Here is a 21,482-nt window from a genome sequence, read left to right as displayed (position 1 = left end):
GCGACCCGCGACCCGGGCGACCCGCGACCCGGACGGCCTGCGGCCCGCGACCCGGGCGGCCAGCGACGCGGGCGGATCCCGGCGCGTGCGGATCACCACCAGGCGGTCGCTGCACGGGTGGGTCGCGGTGAGCGCATGTCGCGGAGCGGGTGAGTTCGTTGCGCGGGCTCGGAAGGGCCGTCGGCCGGGACGGGCGCGGCAGCGCGCTGACCTGCGCCGTGTTAGCGATAACAATTGCTCCCGTCCGCCAGCGTTGACACCTGTGTTGTTAGCGATAACAATGCTGAAACGCCCCCTCAACGTGGAGGTATCCCCCCATGCCCGTTGACCCCACCGTGGCCTGCGTCGTCGGTGTCGACTACGGCACTCTCAGCGGCCGCGCGGTCGTCGTTCGTGTCGCGGACGGCGCCGAGCTCGGCTCCGCGGTGCACGACTACTCCCACGCCGTCCTCGCCGAGTCGCTGCCCGACGGCACCCCGCTGGCGCACGACTGGGCCCTTCAGGTTCCGTCCGACTACGTCGACGTGCTCAAGACCGCCGTGCCCGCCGCACTCGCGGCCGCCGGCGTCGACCCGGCGCACGTCATCGGCATCGGCACCGACTTCACGGCCTGCACGATGGTGCCCACGCTCGCCGACGGGACGCCGCTCAACGAGCTCCCCGAGTGGAGCAACCGTCCGCACGCGTACGTGAAACTCTGGAAGCACCACGCCGCCCAGCCGCAAGCGGACCGGATCAATGAGCTCGCCGCGAAGCGTGGCGAGCCCTGGCTGGCTCGCTACGGCGGGCTGATCTCCTCGGAGTGGGAGTTCGCCAAGGGCCTGCAACTACTGGAGGAGGACCCGGAGGCGTACGCGGCGACGGCGCGCTGGGTCGAGGCGGCCGACTGGATCATCTGGCAGCTCACCGGCACCTACGTACGCAACGCCTGCACCGCCGGTTACAAGGGCATCCTGCAGGACGGGGCGTATCCGTCGCGGGAGTTCCTGGCCGCACTCAATCCGGCTTTCGTAAATTTTGTGGCCGATAAGCTCGAGCAGCCGATCGGCCGGCTCGGTGACGCGGCCGGCACGCTGACCGCCGAGGCCGCGCGGTGGACCGGTCTGACCGAGGGCATCGCGGTCGCGGTCGGCAACGTCGACGCGCACGTGACCAGCGCCGCCGCGGCCGCGCTCGACCCGGGCCAGATGGTCGCGATCATGGGCACCTCCACCTGCCACGTGATGAACAGCGACGAGCTGCACGAGGTCCCGGGCATGTGCGGGGTCGTGGACGGCGGGATCGTGGCCGGTCTCTGGGGATACGAGGCCGGGCAGAGCGGTGTCGGCGACATCTTCGGCCACTACGTCGACAATCTGGGCGCCGAATGGACCCACGAGCGGCTCACCGAGCTGGCGGCCGGGCAGCGTCCGGGCGAGCACGGGCTGATCGCTCTCGACTGGCACAACGGGAACCGATCGGTTCTGGTCGATCATGAGCTTTCCGGGTTGCTGGTGGGCGAAACGCTGGCCACCAAGCCGGAGGACATCTACCGGGCGCTGATCGAGGCGACCGCGTTCGGCACCCGCAAGATCGTCGAGACCTTCACCGCGGCCGGGGTGCCGGTGCGCGAGTTCATCGCCGCCGGCGGCCTGCTGAAGAACTCGTTGCTGATGCAAATTTATGCGGACGTGCTGAACATGCCACTGTCGGCGATCGGCTCGGACCAGGGCCCGGCGCTCGGCTCGGCGATCCACGCGGCGGCCGCGGCCGGGGCGTACCCGGACGTGCGGACGGCGGCGGCCGCGATGGGCAGCGTCACCCCGAACGCATATCTTCCGGATCCCGAAGCAGCCGCGATCTACGACGAGCTCTACGCCGAGTACTCGACCCTGCACGACTACTTCGGCCGCGGAGCGAACAAGGTCATGCGCAGGCTGCGCGCGATCCAGCGGAAGGCCTCGGCATGACCGACCTGAAGGAGATCAAGCAGCTGGTCGCGGATCTGCACGCCGAGCTTCCGCGGAACGACCTGGTTGTCTGGACCGCCGGTAACGTCTCCGCCCGCGTACCCGGTGAAGATCTTTTGATTATCAAACCTTCGGGCATCTCGTACGACGAGATCAGCGCGGACAACATGGTCGTCACCGATCTCGACGGCAACCTCGTCGAGGGCGAGCACAAGCCCTCGTCCGACACCGCCGCGCACGCCTACGTGTACAAGCACATGCCGCACGTGCAGGGCGTCGTGCACACCCATTCGACATACGCGACCGCGTGGGCCGCCCGCGGCGAAGCCATCCCGTGCGTGCTCACGATGATTGCTGACGAGTTCGGCGGCGAGATCCCGGTCGGGCCGTTCGCGCTGATCGGCGACGACTCGATCGGCCGCGGCATCGTCGAGACGCTGCGTGCCCACCGCTCGCCGGCCGTGCTCATGCGCAACCACGGCGTCTTCACGATCGGACGCTCCGCCCGCGACGCGGTGAAGGCCGCCGTCATGTGCGAGGACGTCGCGCGCACCGTCCACATAGCCCGGCAGATCGGCGAGCCGATCCCGATCGCTCAGGCCGACATCGACTCCCTCTACGCCCGCTATCAGAACGTCTACGGACAGGAGCCCGCCGCATGAAGCCCCAGATCTGGTTCCTGACCGGCAGTCAGCACCTCTACGGCCCCGAGACGATCGACCAGGTCGCCGCCCAGTCCGCCGAGATCCAGCAGTTGCTGGTCGCGGCCGGCCTGAGCGCCGAGATCGTCGGCAAGCCGGTGCTCACCGACTCCGGCGCGATCCGCCAGGTCATGCTCGAGGCCAACGCCGACCCGGCCTGCCTCGGCGTGATCGCCTGGATGCACACCTTCTCGCCGGCCAAGATGTGGATCACCGGTCTGGACGTGCTCCGCAAGCCGCTGCTGCACCTGCACACCCAGCACAACCAGTCGCTGCCGTGGGCGACGATCGACATGGACTTCATGAACCTCAACCAGGCCGCGCACGGCGACCGCGAGTTCGGGTTCATCCAGGCGCGGCTGGGCGTGTCGCGCAAGACGGTGGCCGGGCACGCCGCCGACCCGAACGTCGCGCGGCGGATCGACGCGTGGATCCGGGCCGCGGCGGGCTTCGCCCACCTGCGGACGCTGCGCCTGGCCCGCTTCGGCGACAACATGCGGGACGTCGCGGTCACCGAGGGCGACAAGGTCGAGGCCGAGTTGCGCTTCGGCGTCTCCGTCAACACGTACGGTGTGAATGATTTGGTCGCCGTAGTAGATGCGGTGTCGGACGCCGATGTCGATGCTTTGGTCGCCGAATACTCCGACGTCTACGACCTCGCGCCCGAGCTGCGCAAGGACGGCGACCGCCACGACTCCCTCCGGTACGCGGCGCGGATCGAGGCCGGCCTGCGCCAGTTCCTCGTCGCGGGTGGCTTCGGCGCGTTCACGACCAACTTCGAGGACCTCGGCGGCCTGCGCCAGCTGCCCGGCCTGGCGGTGCAGCGCCTGATGGCCGACGGCTACGGCTTCGGCGGCGAGGGCGACTGGAAGACGTCCGCCCTGCTCGCCGCCGTGAAGGCGATGGGCACCGGCACCGGTCGGGGCACGTCGTTCATGGAGGACTACACGTACCACTTCGGGCCGGGCGAGCCGAAGATTCTCGGTGCGCACATGCTCGAGGTCTGCCCCACGATCGCCGCCGAGCGCCCGCACTGCGAGATCCACCCGCTCGGCATCGGCAACCGCGAGGACCCCGTACGCCTGGTCTTCGATGCGGCACCCGGCGCGGGCGTGGTGATCGGCCTGGCCGACATGGGTGATCGTTTCCGGCTGGTGGCCAACGAGATCGAGGTGGTTCCGCCGGACGAGCCGCTGCCGTCGCTCCCGGTGGCCCGGGCCGTCTGGAAGCCGCAGCCGTCGCTGTCGACCTCGGCCGAGTGCTGGCTTACCGCCGGCGGCCCGCACCACACGGTCATGACCCAGGCCGTGACCTCGGAGACGCTGCGCGATTTCGCCGACATGGAGCGCACCGAGCTGCTGCTCATCGACGAGCGCACGACGCCGTACGACTTCGCCGACCGGGTCCGCTGGAACCAGGCGTACTACCGCCTGTCCCGCCCGCTGTAGGCCGTCGTTGTTCCGCCCGCTCTGAGCTGGTTTTGTTCTGCCGGCCGTGAGCACCCGGCGCCGCTTCCTTCCTGCGGGGAGCGGCGCCGGTTTACGGGCAGCCGTCGCGGACCTGCATCGGGTGGTCCGGGCTCAGATACGCGTCGGGGCGCTCGGGGTCGTGCACGGTGTCCACGCGCGGGTGCTGGTCGGGGCTGAGGAGCTCATTCTCCGAAGCGGCGCAGTCGACGGCGTACAGGTAGTAGTCCATGTCGGCGACGAACAGGCCCCACTGGTCCCGGGGCAGCAGGGGATCCTCGAAGAACTCCCAACGGGTCGTGTCGTGTACCGCCGCATACGGTGGCTCGCCGGTCCGGAACCCGTACGCCCAGACGAAGTTGGTGGTGATCTGCAGGTGGCGCCGCCCCTCGTAGGCGACGACCGCATAGGTGACGGTGCCGCTGACCCGCGGCGGGTATTTCGGATCGAGCTTCACGGCGGGGTCGATCCAGGTGGTGACGGCGCCGAGCCGCATGTCCCGAGCCCACGTCCGTTGAAACGGAGCGAGCAGCGCCGCGAACCCGCTCGTGTCGTGCCGGACCAGCATCCGCTCGTCGAGCCGCCCGGCAATGAGCGCGCCGCGCACCTTCTTCAGCCCCGCGTCCACATAGGATGCCGAAAATCCGTCGACGGCCTTCGCCGCCGGCAGGACGATCCCGGCCTTCCCGATCGCATAATGTACGGCCACCGTATTGTCGAACGGCCCGCCCCGGACCGACACGACCGGCCGCGCCGCCGGGCCTGTAGACGCGGGGGTGGCCGGCGCCGACCACGACAAGTGGCGGAGCATCGGCGAGAGTCGGCAAGCCACGAGGATCAGCGCGGCGACGACAAGGACGGTGTAGAGAACAGGATGCCGGTCGCCGGTAATCGGCCGCCGGTCGTTCGATGGATACATGCTGGCGCTGCCCCCGCTCGGTGCGAAGGTCAGCTTGTGAGACCTTTCCGAACGCTTCCGGTTCCGCCGGTTAAGAACAGACGACACCTGACCCGAGGCCGGAGATCGAGAACGTCGACCCGGACATCCCTGGATCAGCGGAGACCGGCCGAGCGTCCAGGTGTTCGGCGAGGACCGCGCCGAGCCGGTTGAGCGACTCGCGGTCGGTCGCCTCGTCGGCGGCGAAGTAGAAAACCGCCGGTCGCTTGGCAGAGCGCGCGCAACAGGAAGGTCTTCCCCCGCCGACTTTGAGAGTTGGCCGCGGATGGCGGCCGGTCCGGTCACCCTGTCGGGTGGGGGCGGATGTAGATCTTTTGACTGACCGCGGGCGGGCGCGGTGGTTGACTCACGGCCATGCCGATCAAACGGTACGGGGTTTTGCGAGCGTCGGTCGTGGACCTGCGCATCGAGACTACGGACACGCCTCATTATCAGATTCAACTGCGGGCCGCCGGAGTGGATTATCGGGCGGCGGTCAACGTGCGGTCGCAGGAGCGGCCGCCGGAATTGTTGTATCTGGCGGTGGATGATTTCAAACATCCGATTCTCGATCGGGTGAAAGCGCTAGCCGACGGGTTTACCGAGCTGAGCAGTGACGGGTCGGGGGCGGCGCTCGATTACATCCGGGGGAACCTTTTTCAGCGGGACCTCATGCGGCCAGTGCCGACGGCCGAGCCGGGGCCCGAGAACGACCTCGGTGACTTCCTCGACCATTATGTACGGCGGGCGCTGGGGGACTCGAACGCCCGTGCCTTCGTCTTCGGGCAGGCGTGGGGGCCCGAGCCGACCACGCCGGACAAGGTCTTTCACTTCCGGCCCGGAAACGGCGTGCACGACGTGCACATGAACCAGGGCAACAGCGGCCGTTTCGCCGATGACGACGGCGTTTTCCAGGACGGTGGCCTGCTGCTCTACTTCCCGGGCGAGGCGCCGGCCGCCGATTCCTGGGTGGCCATTTTCCTGGCGTTCCAGTCGCAGTCGTTCCACACCGACGACACCACCGGCCACACGTTGCCCGAGGTTCCGGGGCCCGGTCCGACCCCTGGTCCGGGCGAGCCCGACCATCTCGTACGCGTGATCGCCGCCCTCGCCAATCCGGTCGGCCCGGCCCCGGAGCACGAGACGGTCACGCTGCTCAATACTTCGCCGAACGATATCGACCTGACCGGCTGGCAAATAGCCGACCGCAACGGAAACCGCCTCGAGCTCGCGGGAAATCTCGCGGCCGGGGACACCACCCGAGTAACTCTTTCCCCGACGGTCCAATTGGGCAATCGCGGCGGCACGATAACTCTGCTCGACGAGCGCGGCCTCAAGGTCGACGGCGTCGCCTACACCGCCGACCAGTCCGGCCGGGAGGGTTGGACGATCAAATTCTAAAACCATTTGCCCGTACGGCGGAGAGCCCGCCCCCGGACAGGCAGCGCCCGCCGGTCGACGGCCGGCGGCCGCGCTCGCACGATGCATGAGCGGCCCGCGGGTCGACGGCTTTCGGGCGCGTCGGCACAAGGGGTGAGTGGCCCGCGGGTCGACGGCTTTCGGGCGCGGCGGCACAGGGGGCCGACGGCTTTCGGGCGCGCTCGCACAAAGGGGTCGACGGCCGATGGGCATGCCCGCGCAAGGGTGAGCGTGCCACGGTCAGGCCGGGGTGAGTCGGATTGCCGTCCATGAGACGGGTGGGAGGGAGGCGTGCAGTTCGCCCTCCTCGACCCAGGCGGTCCCGTTCGGGTGCGGGACCACGCGGTCGGGGGCCTGTTCCGTGTTTGTGGCGGTCAGGTCGTCGTCGGCAAGGGTCCAGGATTCGGCGACACGGAAGTCGCGGCCGAAGCCGGTCACGGAAACGGCGAGATCGGCGGGGGAGGACTGGTCGCGGTTCACGACGAAGACCGTGACGTCGCCCGCGTCGGGGTCGTGAGTGGCCACGGCGTCCACGACGGGGACCGGGCCGAAGCGGGCCGTATCGTACGTGGGCGCCTGCATCTCCACCCGGAGCACGTCGCCCTTGGCCAGGCGGGAGGTCAGCGCGAAGGGGTGGAAGATGGTCTGCCGCCAGGCGGGACCGCCGGGCTCGGTGCGGATCGGGGCGATCACGTTGACCAGCTGGGCCTGGCAGGCGGCGGTGACCCGGTCGCTGTGCCGGAGCAGGGAGATCAGCAGGCTGCCGACCACGACGGCGTCGGTCACGTTGTAGCAGTCCTCGATGACCCGCGGCGCGATCGGCCACGCCGTCGTCTCGCGGGTCGCCTCGAAGCGTTTCAGGTACCAGACATTCCACTCGTCGAACGAGATCTGCAGGCGCTTCCTGCTCTTCAGGCGCGCGCCGACGCTGTCCGCCGTGGCGACAATGCTGTTCACGAAGTGGTCCATGTCGACGGCCGAGGCCAGGAAGCTGCCCACGTCGCCGTCGACGGGCTCGTAGTAGGCGTGCGCCGAGATGTAGTCGACCTCCTCGTAGGCGATCTCGAGGACCTGCGCCTCCCAGGCGGCGAACGTGGGCATCGACGAGTTCGAGCTGCCGCACGCGATGAGCTCGAGGCCCGCGTCGGCGGCCCGCAACGCGCGCGCCGTTTCGACCGCCAACCGGCCGTACTCGATGGGGGTCTTGTGTCCGATCTGCCAGGGGCCGTCCATCTCGTTGCCGAGGCAGAACATCCGAATCCCATATGGTTTGTCGGAGCCGAACGTCCGGCGGAGGTCGGACAGGCGGGTCCCGGACGGGTGGTTCACGTACTCCTGGACGTCGAGCGCCTCCTGCACGCCGCGGGTGCCGAGGTTCATGGCGTACATGACCTCGACGTCCGCCTTGCCCGCCCAGCGCATGAACTCGTCGATGCCGACCTCGTTGGTCTCGAGGCTGTGCCAGGCCAGGTCGCGCCGCACCGGGCGATCGGCGACCGGGCCGATGCCGTCCTCCCAGCGGTAGCCGGAGACGAAGTTGCCGCCGGGGTAGCGCACTATCGACACGCCCAGCTCGCGGGTCAGCGCCAGCACGTCCTGCCGGAACCCGTCCTCGTCGGCGGTCGGGTGCGACGGCTCGTAGATGCCGGTGTAGACGCAGCGGCCCATGTGCTCGACGAACGAGCCGAAGGTGCGACGGGAGACCGGCGCGATGGTGAACGCGGGATCAAGACGGAACGAGGCGGAAAGCACGGGACTCCCAAGAGGCGAACAGGCCGGCGAGCGGAGAGGCCCCGGCGGATCGGGCGGTGGGCGGATCGGGCGGTCAGAAGATATGGCGGCCGGATTATTTGAGGCTTCCGACGGAAAGGCCGCCCTGCCAGTACTTCTGCAGGGTCAGGAAGGCGACGATCAGGGGGATGATCGAGACGAGGGAACCGATGATGATCAGGTTCCAGAGGGACTGGCCGCCGCCGTTGTTGGAGCTGGCCAGCTGTTCCCATAGTCCGATGCCGACCGTGAGCGGGTAGAGCTTCGAGCTGGACAGCATGGTCAGCGGAAGGAAGAAGTTGTTCCAGGTCGAGACGATCGACAACAGCAGCACGGTGACCACGCCCGGGCGCATGAGCGGCAGCGCCACCCGCCAGAACGTGCGCAGCTCGCCGGCGCCGTCGATGCGGGCGGCGTCGAGCAGCTCGTCCGGGACCGAGGCGCCCGCGTAGACCCGCATGAGGTAGACGGCAAATGGACTGAGCAGCGACGGCAGGATCACCGCCCAGATGGTGTCGATCAGGCCGACCTTGCTCATCATCACGAACGTCGGGATGACCAGCGCGGTCAGCGGCACCATCACCGAGCCGAGAACCAGGGCGAAGACGATGTTCCGGCCGCGGAAATTGAACTTCGCGAAACCGTATCCGGCCAGCACCGAGATGACCGTGCAGCCGATGCCGCCTGCGAAGGCGTACAGCGCCGAGTTGCCGAGCCAGCGCAAATATTCGCCGTTGTTGAAGGTAAAAAGGTCATGCAGATTGTCGAAAAAATGGAAGCCCCGGAACCAGAGGGCGCCCGTGCCGGCGAACAGACCTTCGGCGTTCTTGGTGCTGGCCACCAGCAACCACCACACGGGCACGAGGAAGTAGCAGGCCAGGGCCAGCAGCAGGAGCTTCGCCCCGACATGCCGGGGCACGCGCCGGCCGGCCGCCGGCGCCCGGTCCCCGGTCGGTCGCGGAGGGGCGGCAGGTGGAGAGGCGGTCATGAGAGCGGGCCTTTCGGGCTGCGCAGGGAAGTGACGCGCGGGGAGGTGCGGTGCAGGGAGGTGCGGCGCGGGGAACTGAGGCACAGGGAGCTGGGGCGCGCGGAGCTGGGGCGCGCGGAACTGGGGCACGCGGAACTGGGGCACGGGGAACCAAGGTGCTGGGAACTCGGGCGCGCGGAACCGAGGCGCGCGGAACCGGGGCGCGCGGAACCGAGGCGCGCGGAACCGGGGCGCGCGGAACCGAGGCGCGCGGAACTCGGTCGCGGGGAACTGGGGCGCGGGGAACTGGGGCGCAGGGAACTGGGGCGCGGGGAGGCGGTCATGTGAAGAGGCTCCCTCGCTTGCGGGTGACGAACATGAAGATCGCCACGGCCACGAACACCACGAAGCCGAGGGCGAACGATATGGCCGACGCGTAGTTGAACTGCGCGTAGTTGAAGGCCAGCTCGTACGCGTAGATGTTCGGGGTGAAGTCGGGCGTGATGGAGCCGTTCGCGATCGGCCGGAGGATCTGCGGCTCGCTGAAGAACTGCAGCGTGCCGATCAGCGAGAAGACCAGGATGAGCGCTAGCGCCGAGCCGACCATCGGCACCTTGACCCGCACCGCGATCTGCCGCGCCGACGCGCCGTCGATCCGGGCGGCCTCGTAGATCGACGAGTCGATGCCCTTGAGCGCCGCGTAGATGATGATCATGTAGTACCCGGACCATTGCCAGGTGACGACATTCAACAGTCCGTAATACACGTTGCCCTGACTCAGCAGGAACGGCGCGCGGACGTCGAAGAACGAGGCGATCTGCTCGATCGGGCCGAAGCTCGGGCTGTAGAGGAAGCCCCACATCAGCGCGCCGAGGACGGCCGGGATCGCGTACGGCAGAAAGATGGTCAGCCGCGAGAAGCGCGCCAACCGGCCGGTGATCTCGTCGAGCAGCAGCGCCGCCACGAGCGCCACGATGATCTGCAGCGGGATCACCACGAGGCTGAACCGCAGCACGAACCACAGGCCCTTGCGGAACGACGGGTCCGAGAAGGCGCGCGTGTAGTTGTCGATCCCGGCGAACGTGGTGCCGGTCGCCAGCCCCTTGGTCCACAGGCTCAGGTAGCCGGCGTAGACCAGCGGCGCCACCAGGAACGCCGCGAAGACCAGCAGGAACGGAAGAATGAACAGCCAGCCCGCGGCCCCGCGCCGCCGTGCTCCGCGGCGCTCGGGCCGGGGCACGGGTGGCGACGACGTGCCGGCGGTCACCGGCGTCTCGACTGCCATGAATGCTCCCGGGTGAGTGGGGACGGTCTTGTACGGGCTCCGGCTCGACCGGCCGACCGGCCGAAGCGGAAGGGCGGGCCGATCCGAGGCGGCCGACCGCGATGGCCGGCCCGACATGGCCGGGCCGAAAGGGCGGCCGACCGGGATGGCGGGCCCGACGTGGCCGGGCCGAAAAGGCGGCGGACCGGGATGGCGGGCTCGACATGGGCGGGCCGAGAAGGCGGCGGACCGGGCGACCGCGAGCGGCCGCCCGGCATGTGGATCACTGGACCGTGAAGCCCTGCGTCTTGGCGTACTGGACGATCTGGTTGTGCAGGTCGGTGGCCGCCTGCGAGCCGGTCGTCTGGCCCTGGTTGATCTTCGAGATCTGGGCCTGGAGCTGGGCGTAGTAGTACACGGTGAAGGGGCTGTAGACGGCGCCCTTGTACGCGTTCTCCGCCGGGACGTAGATGTCCTTGTTCACGGTCTGCCCGTTGAAGAACTCGATCTTCGCGTTGAGGAACTCGTCCGACTTCAGGACGTTCTGGTTCAACGGGAAGATGGTCTGCGTCTTCCATCCGTCGGCCAGCGACGCGTCGTCGGCGTACAGGCCGAGCGCGACCTTCGCCGCCGCGGCCTTGTCCGAGGTCTGCGAGGTGACCGCGAACGCCGAGCCGCCCCAGTTCACCGAGACCGGGCTGTTCGTGTCCCACTGCGGCAGCGGCGCGACCGCGAACTTGCCCTTGTCCTTGCCGTTGCCGACGCCCGCGCCGGTCAGGTAGCCGGGCGCCCACGCCGCCGAGACGTACGTGGCGTACTTGCCGCCCACCATGCCCGCGATGTAGTCGGTCGTGAACTGGTCCTCCTTGCCGACCAGGCCCTGCTTCGACAGGTTGCCCCAGTAGTCGAGGACGTCCTTGGTGTTCTGGTCGTCCAGCTTGATCGTGATGTTCTTCTTGTCGGCCAGGTCGTAGACGAACGGCTGCGCGCCCTTCTGGATCATCAGCGCGGTGGTCACGGCCGGCACGTTGCTGCCGAAGTCGCCGAAGACCGGGCCGCCGGCGTCCTTGACCTTCTTGGCGTCCGCCGCGTACTCGTCCCACGTCTTCGGCGGAGTCTTGATGCCGTACTTCGCGAAGACGTCGGTGCGGTAGATCAGCGCCATCGGACCGCCGTCGACCGGGGCCGCGAAGACCTTGTCCCCCTGCGAGACGTCTTTCCAGGCGCCGTCGCTGAAGTTTTGGCGGACGGAAGAGGCGCCGTAGGGAGCCAGGTCGACCAGCGCGTCCTGGATCTCGAAGCCGACGAGCTGGTCGGCCTCGAGCATGATGACGTCGGGCGCGCCCTTCTTCGCCGAGATCGCGGTCTGGAACTTCGCGTACTCGGGCTGGCCCTGGCCGGCGTTGGTCCAGCAGACCTGGACGTCGGTGTGCTGGTTGTTGAAGTTGTCGACGACCTTGGCCATGTTCGGGTACCAGGCCCAGACCAGCACCCGCTTCGCGTCCTCGTGGACGATCTTGTTGGTGCAGTTGGTGGGCTTGGCCGCCGTGCCGCCGCCGCTGGAGTCGTCCCCGCCGCCGCAGGCGGCCAGTCCGAGCGCGAGAACGACGGGGGCCATCAGGGAAAGAGTGGTTCTGAAGCGCATTCCTGGCCTCCTGAAATCAGCACGCGCGCCGCCGAAAAGGGCAAAAGGGCAGCCAGAATCACCGGCTGTGACGACCAGCTCGGGAAGAGGCGCGCTATCTGGGTGGATGCCGAGGGGAGGGGGGAGCTCGCCACTCGCCGGTGATGTGTGAGGTAAGTTCCGATTGCAGCGCTGCAAAGGACTATGCCTCGACCGTTCGGCTCTGGCAAGAGGCAACGTCGCGGAAATACTTTCGTCATGGCCGGCAACAAATTACGGGAGGGCGCCTTGCGAGAAACTACGCTGCGTGATGTGGCCGAGCTGGCCGGCGTCTCGCCACGCACGGTCTCCAACGTGGTCAACGGCTACGCCAAGGTCACCGACGCCACCCGCGCCAAGGTCGAGCGGGCCATCGCCGAGCTCGGCTACCGGCCCAACGTGCTCGCCCGCAACCTCGCGACCGGCCGCTCCGGCCAGATCGTCGTGGTGGTGCCCTATCTGGACACGCCGTACTTCGCCGAGCTGCTGCAGGCGATCATCCCGGCCGCCCGCAAGCTCGGGTACAACGTGCTCATCGACCAGACCGACGGCGACCGCGAGCACGAGGGCGAGCTCATCGGCCGCGGCTCACGCCGCTTCCTCTTCGACGGCATGATCATCAGCCCGCTGGGTCTCGCCCAGGAGGATCTTTCCGTACGCGATCCCGACCTGCCGCTGGTCGTGCTGGGCGAGCGCCGTTCCGACGGGACGTTCGACCACGTGGGTATCGACGACGTGGCGGCCTCGACCGAGGCGGTGTCGCACCTGATCGCTATCGGACGGCGCCGCATCGCCGCGATCGGCGACCAGCCCTACCCGACCGGCGAGGCCGCGCAACTGCGCACGAAGGGATTCCGGGCGGCGCACGAGGCGGCCGGCCTGCCGGTCGACGAGTCGCTGATCATCGGCACCGCCCGGTTCAACCGCATCGACGGGGCCACCGCGATGGCCGCCCTGCTCGACCGGGCCGACCCGCCCGACGCCGTGTTCTGCTACAGCGACCTGGTCGCCTCCGGCGCGATCCACACCATCCTCGGCCGGGGCCTGCGAGTGCCCGAGGATGTCGCGATCATCGGGTACGACGACATCGAGGACGGCCGCTACAGCCAGCCCACGATCAGCACCATCCAGCCGGACAAGAAGGGGATCGCGCAGCTCGCCGTCGACCGTCTGGTCATGCGGATCGGAAGCGGACAGCCGGTGGCCGGCGTCGAACTCAAGGTCCCCCACAAGCTGATCGCGAGGGAGAGCACGACAGGCCAAAAAGGTGGTCCCACGGCTGGCGTGCACCCCTTACCTTGAGGTCGACAAGATCCCTCCCCACTCAGTGGAGAGAAATGACAACGGTCACCGCTGTCGCCGGCGGCATCGTCTGTGCCCTCCTGATCGTCTTCGTCGCCGTGCTGGCGGCCACCTACAACCGTCTCGTCCGGCTGCGCAACCAGGCCGACGCGTCCTGGTCGCAGATCGACGTGCAGCTCAAGCGCCGGTACGACCTCGTGCCGAACCTCGTCGAGACCGTCCGCGGGTACGCGGCGCACGAGCGGGGGACGCTCGACGCCGTGGTCGCGGCCCGCGGCAACGCCATGGCCGCCGCGCAGGGAGCCAACCTCGCCGGCCGCGCCGAGGCCGAGGGCGAGCTCACCGCCGCGCTCGGCCGGCTCTTCGCCGTCGCCGAGGCCTACCCCGACCTCAAGGCCAACCACAGCTTCGTCGCCCTGCAGGCCGAGCTGGCCAACACCGAGGACAAGATCGCGTACGCGCGGCAGTTCTTCACCAGTGCCGTGCAGTCCTACAACAACGCGGTGCAGACGCTGCCCACCAACATCGTCGCGGCGCTCACCGGCTTCCGGACCCGGGAGTACTACCAGGCCGCGGGCGACGAGCGTGGCCCCGTCCAGGTCCGCTTCTGACCATGGCCGACGTGCTTCTCGCGGCCGCGGCCGTCGGGTTGTGGCTGCTCGCGTACCTCCTGTTCCGGATCTTCACCCGCCCGGCGTCACCGTCGCCGGCACCGGCCACCATGGATCTCGGGGCCGAGTCGCCGGCGGTGGTCAGCCTGCTGGTCAACCGCTGGTCGCTGACCGAGGACGCGGCCGAGTCGACGCTGCTGGACCTGGCCGCGCGCCGCTTCATCGAGCTGCGCCAGCCCGGCAACGACCCGATGCAGACGACGGTCCATCTCAGTTCCTCGCCGCCGGCTTCGAACGATCTCTTCCCGTACGAGCGTCAGGTGCTGGACCGGATCCGAGGCCTCGCGGTCGGCGGGGTCGTGCCGATCGCCGCGCTGACGTTCCGGAACGCGAGCGAGTCGTCGAGCTGGAACAACCGGCTGCGGAAATCGGTGATCGCGCACGCCCGCGAGCTCGGGCTGTCCCAGCGGCGGATCAGCAGGACGATGTCGGCCGTGCTGTCGGTGCTCGCGGCCGGGGTCGGCCTGGCCGTCGGCTACGCGGCCTGGCACTTCGGGATCGGCAAGGCCGAGGACGACCGGCCGCCGTGGTTCGCGTTCGCGTTCTTCACCTTCGCCGCCCTGAGCGCGCTCGGCGCGCGGTCGCTCGGCGAGCGTGACACCGAGGCCGGCCGGGCCACGGCCGCCCGCTGGCTGGGCGTGCGCGACTGGCTGCGCGGCCACGACCAGTTCGCCGAGCTGCCGCCGGCCGCGGTCGCGATCTGGGACCGGTACCTCGCCTACGGCGCCGCGGTCGGCGCGACCCGGCTGGCCAGCGCGGTGCTCGACCTCGAGATGGGCAACAAGCGCCTGGTCTGGTCGTCCTTCGGGGGCGTCTGGCATCGCGTCCGGGTCCGCTACCCGCGCTTCTGGCCCCGGTACGGCCGGACACTGCCGCATCTGCTGGTGCGCGGAATCGCGTACGCGGGAATCGGGTCTTTGATCTTGAAGTTCCTGAACGATCTCTGGTACTGCCGGTGGATCGGGATCGCGTTGCTGCTGCTCGGCGTGTACATGCTGGTCCGCACGATCCTCGACGTGGCGATCGCGCGGGAGATCACCGGCGAGGTGCTCTGGCGGGAGACCTGGAAGACCAAGCGGCAGAACGAGGACAACCCGGCCGTGCCGTGGCTCGACCACCTCGCGATCGACGACGGGCGGGCCGACCGCACCACCGCCTGGGGACTGCCGACCGAGTGGGCGTCGCAGTGCCACGACGGTGACACCGTGACGATTACCGTGCGTCCCTGGTCCCGGCGGATCGTCAAGGTCGTCACCGTGGGTCAGGGCCGGTCGCGGGAGATGACGGAGACGGTGACCGAGGAGGAGACCGGGGAGCTCTCGCTCGCGATGATGCCGGCCGCCGCCACGCCGCCGCTCTTCTCCGACGAGGACATCGCCGCGGTCGTCGGGCGGCCGGTCGCCTCGTCGCCGCTGCCGCTCGGCCTGCAGTTCACGGCGGCCGGCACGGGCAAGCCGGTGCTGCTGCTCCAGTCGCTGTCGGGGCTGCCGGGACGCGTCGCGTGGCGGGCCAACCAGCGCGGGCAGCAACTTCCCGGCGGCGCCTACGTGAACGGCGACCGGGCCGCGTTCCGGCTCGGCGAGACGACCTACGTGGTGACGCTGATGGGGGAGGGGCGCGGCGGGCGAGCCCACCTGCCCTGGCTTGTCGCCCAGGCGGGTCAGCGCGCCGGAAGTTGACGATCCATTTACCCCAGGGAATGTAGGTTGTCCGGTTGAGCGGCTTCGTCGATCATCGAAGGAGCGGAACCGTGACGTTTTCCACCCTCGAACGCTGGGTCATGCTGGTGGCCGCCGCCTGGCTGGTCACCGGCCTGCAGCTGGACGCGTACGCGCACGCGACCACGCCCGAGCTGGAGACCTTCTGGACGCCGTGGCACGCCGTGCTGTACTCGGGCATCGCCGCGTCCGGGCTCACCCTGGTGTGGCTGCTGCGCTCGCGGCTGCCGCGCGTTCCGACGTACGAAAGCGTCCTGGCTCTGCCGAACGCCCTGCGCGTCCCGCTGCTCGGCATGGCGTTCCTGCTGGTCGGCGGCGGTGTCGACACGCTGTGGCACAACATCTTCGGCATCGAGCAGGGCCTCGAGATCTTCGTGAGCCCGAGCCACGAGTTCATCATCCTGGGCATGGTGCTGGTCGCCGTGGGCCCGGCGCTGATGACCACCGCACCTCGCCTCGGCGTCGCCGACGGCACGCTGGTCACCGTCTCGGCGCTGCTGACGGTGCTGCCGCTGCACATCTACTCGCTGCACGCGAACGTGCTGGGCACCATCTACCTGGGCGAGGGCGAGAACCCGGTGGAGATCTTCTCCACCGATGCCCAGATCATGCACGCGTACGTCTTCACCACGATCCTGCTGCTGTTGCCGATCATCCTGATCGGGCGGCGGTGGCCGGTGCCGATCGGCGTGCCCACGGTGCTGGTGGCCGTGCCCGCCCTGGCGATGCACCTGATGTTCCTCTCCGAGGACCCGTGGTGGATGTCGCTCACGGTCGCCGCGGCGGCCGCAGGCGCCGAGCTGGTGATCCGGGTGGTGGCGCCGCTGGTCGACGTGCCGGCGTCGGTGTCGTGGCTGCTGCTGGGGCTCACGGCGCCGCCGCTGATCTGGGGCACCCTCTTCCTGGTCGGCGACATCGAGATCGGGGTGGGCTGGAACGTCCACATCGTCACGGGCCTGCTGACGTACGTGTCGCTGACGGGCGCGGCGACGGTTCTGGTGGCCCGCAACGTGCGGCCGCCGGCGGCGCCTTCGGTTGTCGCGGCTCCGGCGGCTGCTGCGGCTCCTGCATCCGTTGCGGCTCCGGCGGATGCTCCGGCACCAGCCGATGCTGCGGCTCCCGGGACCACCGCTTCGTGACGGTGCCGCGCCGGGTCGCCTTTCTCGTGGTGGTTGCCGCGGTCATGGTCGCGGGGTGGGTCTCGCCGGCGCTCGCTCACGCCGGGGGACTGGTCGCCACCGACGCCCGCAGCCGGGTGGTGTCCGTGACGCCGGCCGTTCCCGGCCTGTCGATCGCCACCATCGAGGACGGCGCCAAGCTCCGCCTGGTGAACGGCACATCCTTGCCGGTGACCGTCTCGCCCGGCGGCGGGCCGGCCGCACCCGGCACCGTTTCCGCTGGTGGGACGGCGATGTGGGCCGACACCCGCACCTCGCCGGTGGGCCGGAAGGTCGCGGCGGGGCAGTCGCGGCCCTGGTCGCTCACCCTGGACGCGGGCGGCGCTCAGGTAACCGTGACCGGTGTCCTCGTGGGAGCGGAGCCGCCCGCCTTCATCCTGTGGTGGGCGGCCACCCTGGGCCTGGCGGTGGCGGTGCCGATCCTGTGCCGCCGCTCCCGCCGGGGCGACCTGGTGCTGGCCGGGGCCGGCCTGGTCGCGATGGGCGCCTCGATCGCCCACGTGGTCGGCTCCACCATGGAGGTGGTCTCCGCTCCGGCGCTGGGCACCTTCGTCAACGCGGCCGGTATCAACCTGCTGGCCTGGCCGCTGATCCTGGGCGGCGTCATCGCGGCGAGCCGGGGACGGCCGGCCGGTCTGCTCGCGGTCTGCGCCGGGGCGGCCCTGACCGCGGTCTTCGTGCTCCCCGACGTGACGTCGTTCCACCGTGCGGTGCTCCCGTTCGCCGGGCCCGACGTGATGGAGCGGGTGCTGGTGGCCCTCGCCCTGGGCGGCGGAGCGGGCGTCGCGATCGCGGGCGCCGGGGTGTTGCGCGGTCTGGCCGCCCAGCAGACCCCAGCCGGAGACCTCGCATGACCCCCGGTCCCCGCCGTTCGGCCGTTGTAGTCATGGCCGTCCTGCTCGCCGGTGGGTGCGGCCACGCGCGGGCGGCGCAGGTGTCCGACTGCTCGTCGGCCGGGCCGGGAACGGTGGTCGTCACGTCGGCGCTGGAGACGGGGCAGGCCGTGCCGGCGCCGCACCGGGTGAACATGGCGGCCGGCTCGACGGTGCAGGTGCGGGTGAGCTCGGACAAGGTCGTCCAGATCCACATCCACGGGTACGACCTCGAGTACGACGCCGCGCCCGGCACGCCGGGATGCGTCTCGTTCGTGGCCGGTCGCGCCGGGCTCTTCGACGTCGAGGCCCACCCGGACACGCTTCTGCTGCAGCTCGAGGTGCGGTGACACCGCTCGCCCACGGTATCGGCCAGTCCACCGACCTGCCGCTCCCGTTCGACCTGGTGCTGCAGGCGGGCGCGGCCACGGTGGTCATCTCGTTCCTGGGCTCCGCCTTCCTGTGGCGCCGCCCCCGGCTGACCGGCGGCGTCGAGCGCCATCCGCGGAGCACCTGGTGGCGAGTCCCGCTCCGGCTCTTCGTGCTGGCCGCGTGCCTCTACCTCACGGCCGACGCGCTGGTGGGGCCGCGCACCGACGAGAACCCGGCGGCGTACGCCCTCTATGTCTGGCTCTGGGTGGGCCTGATTCCGCTGAGCGTCCTGTTCGGTCCGGTCTGGCGGGCGGTCAACCCGCTGCGCACGCTGCTCTCGCTGGCCGGGCGCGACAAGCGGCCCGTCCGGATCGGGGCGCCGGGCGACGGCAATCCGTGGCCGGCCGCGGCCGCGATGCTCGCCTTCGCCTGGCTGGAGCTGATCGCGCCGGACCGGGCGGACCCGCTCGTCATCGGGCTCTGCGTGGCCGGATACGCGCTGGTCCAGCTGGGATTCGCCGTTCGCCACGGCGGGAGCTGGTTCGCACGCGGGGACCTGTTCGAGGTCTACTCCGATCTCGCCGGGCGGCTCAGCCCGCTGCGATGGCGGCCGCCGCTCTCGGGGCTCGCCGCCGACTGGCCGGCCGGCGCGGGACGGGCGGCGTTCCTCGCGGTCTGGTGGGCTCCACGATCTTCGACAGCGCCGAGGGCTCGCCGGCCTGGGCCGGGTTCGTGCAGCGGACGGGCGTCCCGATCCTGTGGGCCACGGCGGGGCTGCTGCTGATCTGCGGGCTGGTGTTCGTCGCCGTCCGCAGGCTGCCGGGCAAGCTCGACGTGACCAACTCGCTGATCCCGATCGCGGTCGGTTACACCCTCGCCCATTACCTGACGTTGCTGCTCGTGGAGGGTCCGCGCGGGGTGCTGCTGCTCGTCCAGCAGTGGGGACTGGCCGAGGGTGCGAGCTGGACGGTGGTCCCCGACCCGCGGGTCGTCTCGATCATCCAGGTGCTGCTGATCCTGACCGGACACGCGCTCGGCGTCCTGGCCGCCCACGACATGGCCCTCGCCGCCGAGCCGGGCCGCCCGCCGCTGGCCGTGCTGGCCGACGAGCTCCCGGTGGTGCTCTTCATGATCGCCTGCACGTGGGCCGGACTCTTCCTGCTGTTCGTCCGCTGAGGCTCCGGTCTGATATAGAGGCGGTCACCGTCCGTGATGGAATCGGGTTCAATTATGACCGATTCCCGACCCGGCGGGACGCGCAGGCACATCAATGTCCGAAGATCGCTAAGCTACCGTCCGTCCGATACAATCGCTGCTGAGGAGAGCTTGGTGGAAGGCACGCCGACCGATCCGGCTGACGTACCGAACCAGCGCACGGCCTCCGAGAAGGCCGCCGCCGAGCGTGCCGCATCGTTACGCGCCGTGTTCGCGTCCTCGCCCCGCCCTGGTCACGCCCCGGACGTGCCAACCCGCAAACCGGGCGAAACGACGTCGGCTCGCCCGGTCGGCGCGCGCCCCGGCAACCCGCCGGCTGGCGCCCGGTCGGTCGGCGGAGCCCCGGCCCCGGCCCCGGCCCCGGCCCCGGCGCGGAGCAAGCGGCGGCGTCGACTGTGGCTGATCCCCGCGTTCGTCGTCCTGCTGGCGATCGCCGGCGGCGCGGCCTTCGTGGCGACCCGCGGGAACCCGCTCGACCGGCATGACCGCACCGCGACGATCCACCAGGACCAGGACGCGACCTCCGCCCCGCCCCCGGCCACGATCGGCGAGATCGTCCCCTCGGCCGAGCCCGGGACCACCCCCTCCGACCTCGCCGCCACCTCGATCGCGCCGACAACCCCGTCCGAAGGGCCGTCGGCGTCTCTGTCCCCCTCCGTGCCGCCGGCCATCGGCAAGCCCAACTCGGCCAACGCCAACCTGGCCCTGCGCCACAAGGTCCAGAGCTCCTCGGACGAGGGCCCCGGCTACTCCGCCAAGGCCGCCGTCGACGGCGACGCGACCACCCGCTGGAGCAGTGGCTTCGCCGATCCGCAGTGGTACTGGGTGGACCTCGCCGGGGTCTGGATCGTCACCGACGTGCGCCTGAACTGGGAGCACGCGTACGCGATCAAATATCGGGTGGACCTGTCCGTCGACAACAAGCACTGGACGACCGTCTACCGGACGACGACCGGCACCGACGGCCCGCGCGACATCCCGCTCGACCCGACTCCGGCCCGCTACGTCCGCATGTACGGCACGCAGCGCAACAGCCAGTACGGTTACTCGCTGCTGGAGTTCGAGGTGCGCTAACCGCCCGTGAACTTCCGGGCCTGCTCACGGTGATGCTCGGCGGCGGCCCGCAGGTCACGCGACGTGAAACCGGTGCCCGGCGCGAGCCGCCACATCTGGTCGGCCGCCGTCTCGTGCCAGCGCGCCGCGTGGTCGCGGCAGGGGAGGCAGGTCACGCTCTCCGGGCGCGCCGAGGTCATCGCGTACGCCACGACGAGTCCACAGCCGGTGGTGACCGTCGCCGGGGCATCGCCGACCAGGCCGAACGTCGCGGCCAGCATGCGGCGCGCGGCGGCCTGGCGGTTCAGGTCGCGCTCCACGTGGATGTGCGGGTTCATGACGGGGCACGCAGCCCGTCGAGAATGACGCCGACGATCCTTTCCCGGGCGGCCGCGTCCTGTCCCGCGTACTCGATCGCCTTGGAAGTGCCCGCAAGCAGACCGATCAGATCGGCCACCTCGAGGTCGCGGCGCACCGCGCCGGACTGCTGAGCGCTGCGCAGCAGCGTGCCCAGAGCGCGCCGGACCTCCTGCTGAGCCTCCCCGGCCGCCTCGTGCAGATCGACGCCGGCCGAGGTGAGCATGGCGGCGAGCGCGTTCTTGACCTCGCCCTGGGCGGCCGCCTCGCGCAGGAAACCGGCGATCGCCGCGCCCGGATCGGGGCTCGCGGCGGCCCGGGTCGCGTCGTCGGCGAGACGGTGCAGCCGCGCCACGAAGACGCCCTGAATGAGCTCCTCCTTGGTCGGGAAGTGGCGGAAGAGCGTGCCGATCCCGACGCCGGCGGCCCGGGCGATCTCCTCGGTGGACACCGTCGTGCCCCGCTCGACCAGCACCTTCTCGGCGACATCGAGGATGCGGGCGCGGTTGCGGCGGGCGTCGGCGCGCAGGGTCATGTGAGTCCCGGGGTAGTAAACGGAGTGCGTACTCCGTATATTCGGAAGCGGAGTGATGACTTCTATTTAACCA

20 protein-coding genes and 1 pseudogene are annotated in these 21,482 nt (G+C 69.9%); 14 read left to right on the top strand and 7 right to left on the bottom strand.

Annotated features, from left to right (window positions below; translation table 11 throughout):
* Window positions 1-317: 317 nt before the first annotated feature.
* From araB to araA, 3 genes are read left to right on the top strand one after another with little or no spacing between them, the layout of a single operon-like run.
* Window positions 318-1,949: a ribulokinase gene (gene araB, locus A3CQ_RS0109190; RefSeq protein ID WP_020510636.1), complete on the top strand. Its 1,632-nt coding sequence runs from the start codon at window positions 318-320 to the stop codon at window positions 1,947-1,949.
* A complete protein-coding gene (locus A3CQ_RS0109185) occupies window positions 1,946-2,611 on the top strand; it encodes an L-ribulose-5-phosphate 4-epimerase (RefSeq protein WP_020510635.1) in 666 nt (221 codons plus the stop codon). The genes araB and A3CQ_RS0109185 overlap by 4 nt, the downstream gene beginning before the upstream one ends.
* Window positions 2,608-4,098, top strand: coding sequence for an L-arabinose isomerase (gene araA / locus A3CQ_RS0109180; protein WP_020510634.1), 1,491 nt, complete (start codon window positions 2,608-2,610; stop codon window positions 4,096-4,098). Before A3CQ_RS0109185 ends, araA begins: the two co-directional genes overlap by 4 nt.
* A 91-nt stretch (window positions 4,099-4,189) precedes the next feature.
* On the opposite strand, the gene A3CQ_RS0109175 is transcribed toward araA, so the two are convergent.
* Window positions 4,190-5,035: a hypothetical protein gene (locus tag A3CQ_RS0109175; RefSeq protein ID WP_020510633.1), complete on the bottom strand. Its 846-nt coding sequence runs from the start codon at window positions 5,033-5,035 to the stop codon at window positions 4,190-4,192.
* A 393-nt stretch (window positions 5,036-5,428) separates the two neighbouring features.
* Between A3CQ_RS0109175 and A3CQ_RS0109170 the strand changes: the two genes are divergently transcribed.
* On the top strand, window positions 5,429-6,454 hold the full coding sequence (locus A3CQ_RS0109170) for a DUF2278 family protein (RefSeq protein WP_020510632.1): 1,026 nt from the start codon (window positions 5,429-5,431) through the stop codon (window positions 6,452-6,454).
* A gap of 258 nt (window positions 6,455-6,712) precedes the next feature.
* Here the strand turns inward: A3CQ_RS0109170 and arfA are convergent, their stop codons facing one another.
* The gene (gene arfA / locus A3CQ_RS0109165; protein ID WP_020510631.1) at window positions 6,713-8,224 is read right to left on the bottom strand and encodes an arabinosylfuranosidase ArfA; all 1,512 of its coding nucleotides are present in this window, start codon (window positions 8,222-8,224) and stop codon (window positions 6,713-6,715) included.
* A 94-nt stretch (window positions 8,225-8,318) separates the two neighbouring features.
* Window positions 8,319-9,161, bottom strand: coding sequence for a carbohydrate ABC transporter permease (locus A3CQ_RS0109160; RefSeq protein ID WP_020510630.1), 843 nt, complete (start codon window positions 9,159-9,161; stop codon window positions 8,319-8,321).
* Between the two features lie 190 nt (window positions 9,162-9,351).
* Here A3CQ_RS0109160 and A3CQ_RS64005 point away from each other — a divergent pair.
* Window positions 9,352-9,435, top strand: a pseudogene (locus tag A3CQ_RS64005) (hypothetical protein); the annotation flags it as partial.
* A gap of 114 nt (window positions 9,436-9,549) precedes the next feature.
* Here A3CQ_RS64005 and A3CQ_RS0109155 read toward each other — a convergent pair.
* Together A3CQ_RS0109155 and A3CQ_RS0109150 are read right to left on the bottom strand one after the other, a co-directional pair.
* A complete protein-coding gene (locus A3CQ_RS0109155) occupies window positions 9,550-10,494 on the bottom strand; it encodes a carbohydrate ABC transporter permease (RefSeq protein ID WP_020510629.1) in 945 nt (314 codons plus the stop codon).
* 262 nt (window positions 10,495-10,756) lie between these two features.
* On the bottom strand, window positions 10,757-12,091 hold the full coding sequence (locus A3CQ_RS0109150; protein ID WP_020510628.1) for an extracellular solute-binding protein: 1,335 nt from the start codon (window positions 12,089-12,091) through the stop codon (window positions 10,757-10,759).
* A gap of 294 nt (window positions 12,092-12,385) precedes the next feature.
* Here A3CQ_RS0109150 and A3CQ_RS0109145 point away from each other — a divergent pair, with 294 nt between their 5' ends.
* The 9 genes from A3CQ_RS0109145 (at window position 12,386) to A3CQ_RS0109110 (ending at window position 20,538) form a co-directional block, all read left to right on the top strand.
* Window positions 12,386-13,438, top strand: coding sequence for a LacI family DNA-binding transcriptional regulator (locus A3CQ_RS0109145; RefSeq protein ID WP_040432060.1), 1,053 nt, complete (start codon window positions 12,386-12,388; stop codon window positions 13,436-13,438).
* 35 nt (window positions 13,439-13,473) lie between these two features.
* Entirely contained in the window at window positions 13,474-14,049 is a 576-nt protein-coding gene (locus A3CQ_RS0109140) for a LemA family protein (protein ID WP_020510626.1), read from the top strand.
* 2 nt (window positions 14,050-14,051) lie between these two features.
* Window positions 14,052-15,788, top strand: coding sequence for a DUF2207 family protein (locus A3CQ_RS0109135; protein ID WP_020510625.1), 1,737 nt, complete (start codon window positions 14,052-14,054; stop codon window positions 15,786-15,788).
* Between the two features lie 71 nt (window positions 15,789-15,859).
* Window positions 15,860-16,966: a hypothetical protein gene (locus A3CQ_RS0109130; protein ID WP_020510624.1), complete on the top strand. Its 1,107-nt coding sequence runs from the start codon at window positions 15,860-15,862 to the stop codon at window positions 16,964-16,966.
* Window positions 16,963-17,859 carry a hypothetical protein gene (locus tag A3CQ_RS0109125; protein ID WP_020510623.1) on the top strand — a complete coding sequence of 299 codons (897 nt, stop codon included), beginning with the start codon at window positions 16,963-16,965 and terminating at the stop codon, window positions 17,857-17,859. The genes A3CQ_RS0109130 and A3CQ_RS0109125 overlap by 4 nt, the downstream gene beginning before the upstream one ends.
* 32 nt (window positions 17,860-17,891) lie before the next feature.
* Window positions 17,892-18,227: a hypothetical protein gene (locus A3CQ_RS52085; protein ID WP_020510622.1), complete on the top strand. Its 336-nt coding sequence runs from the start codon at window positions 17,892-17,894 to the stop codon at window positions 18,225-18,227.
* Window positions 18,224-19,033, top strand: a complete 810-nt coding sequence (locus A3CQ_RS52080) for a hypothetical protein (protein ID WP_084698985.1) — start codon at window positions 18,224-18,226, stop codon at window positions 19,031-19,033. The genes A3CQ_RS52085 and A3CQ_RS52080 overlap by 4 nt, the downstream gene beginning before the upstream one ends.
* A complete protein-coding gene (locus A3CQ_RS62620) occupies window positions 18,982-19,425 on the top strand; it encodes a hypothetical protein (RefSeq protein ID WP_020510621.1) in 444 nt (147 codons plus the stop codon). Before A3CQ_RS52080 ends, A3CQ_RS62620 begins: the two co-directional genes overlap by 52 nt.
* A gap of 153 nt (window positions 19,426-19,578) precedes the next feature.
* Window positions 19,579-20,538 carry a discoidin domain-containing protein gene (locus A3CQ_RS0109110; RefSeq protein ID WP_020510620.1) on the top strand — a complete coding sequence of 320 codons (960 nt, stop codon included), beginning with the start codon at window positions 19,579-19,581 and terminating at the stop codon, window positions 20,536-20,538.
* On the opposite strand, the gene A3CQ_RS0109105 is transcribed toward A3CQ_RS0109110, so the two are convergent.
* On the bottom strand, window positions 20,535-20,855 hold the full coding sequence (locus tag A3CQ_RS0109105; RefSeq protein ID WP_020510619.1) for a hypothetical protein: 321 nt from the start codon (window positions 20,853-20,855) through the stop codon (window positions 20,535-20,537). The genes A3CQ_RS0109110 and A3CQ_RS0109105 overlap by 4 nt on opposite strands.
* Entirely contained in the window at window positions 20,852-21,409 is a 558-nt protein-coding gene (locus tag A3CQ_RS0109100) for a TetR/AcrR family transcriptional regulator (protein ID WP_020510618.1), read from the bottom strand. Before A3CQ_RS0109100 ends, A3CQ_RS0109105 begins: the two co-directional genes overlap by 4 nt.
* Window positions 21,410-21,482: the final 73 nt, after the last annotated feature.

This window comes from Paractinoplanes globisporus DSM 43857 (assembly GCF_000379645.1).
Classification (GTDB): Bacteria; Actinomycetota; Actinomycetes; order Mycobacteriales; family Micromonosporaceae; genus Actinoplanes; species Actinoplanes globisporus.
Note: the sequence above shows the minus strand (reverse complement) of the source record. Positions and strands in the feature narration are given on the sequence as shown.

Excerpts from the sequence above, each read along its gene's own strand:
- A3CQ_RS0109185 (WP_020510635.1), top strand. The coding sequence starts at position 1,946 with ATGACCGACCTGAAGGAGATCAAGCAGCTGGTCGCGGATCTGCACGCC.
- A3CQ_RS0109150 (WP_020510628.1), bottom strand. The coding sequence starts at position 12,091 with ATGGCCCCCGTCGTTCTCGCGCTCGGACTGGCCGCCTGCGGCGGCGGG.
- araB (WP_020510636.1), top strand. The coding sequence starts at position 318 with ATGCCCGTTGACCCCACCGTGGCCTGCGTCGTCGGTGTCGACTACGGC.
- araA (WP_020510634.1), top strand. The coding sequence starts at position 2,608 with ATGAAGCCCCAGATCTGGTTCCTGACCGGCAGTCAGCACCTCTACGGC.
- A3CQ_RS0109175 (WP_020510633.1), bottom strand. The coding sequence starts at position 5,035 with ATGTATCCATCGAACGACCGGCGGCCGATTACCGGCGACCGGCATCCT.
- A3CQ_RS0109135 (WP_020510625.1), top strand. The coding sequence starts at position 14,052 with ATGGCCGACGTGCTTCTCGCGGCCGCGGCCGTCGGGTTGTGGCTGCTC.
- A3CQ_RS0109170 (WP_020510632.1), top strand. The coding sequence starts at position 5,429 with ATGCCGATCAAACGGTACGGGGTTTTGCGAGCGTCGGTCGTGGACCTG.
- A3CQ_RS0109100 (WP_020510618.1), bottom strand. The coding sequence starts at position 21,409 with ATGACCCTGCGCGCCGACGCCCGCCGCAACCGCGCCCGCATCCTCGAT.
- A3CQ_RS0109140 (WP_020510626.1), top strand. The coding sequence starts at position 13,474 with ATGACAACGGTCACCGCTGTCGCCGGCGGCATCGTCTGTGCCCTCCTG.
- A3CQ_RS0109105 (WP_020510619.1), bottom strand. The coding sequence starts at position 20,855 with ATGAACCCGCACATCCACGTGGAGCGCGACCTGAACCGCCAGGCCGCC.
- A3CQ_RS52085 (WP_020510622.1), top strand. The coding sequence starts at position 17,892 with ATGGCCGTCCTGCTCGCCGGTGGGTGCGGCCACGCGCGGGCGGCGCAG.
- A3CQ_RS0109155 (WP_020510629.1), bottom strand. The coding sequence starts at position 10,494 with ATGGCAGTCGAGACGCCGGTGACCGCCGGCACGTCGTCGCCACCCGTG.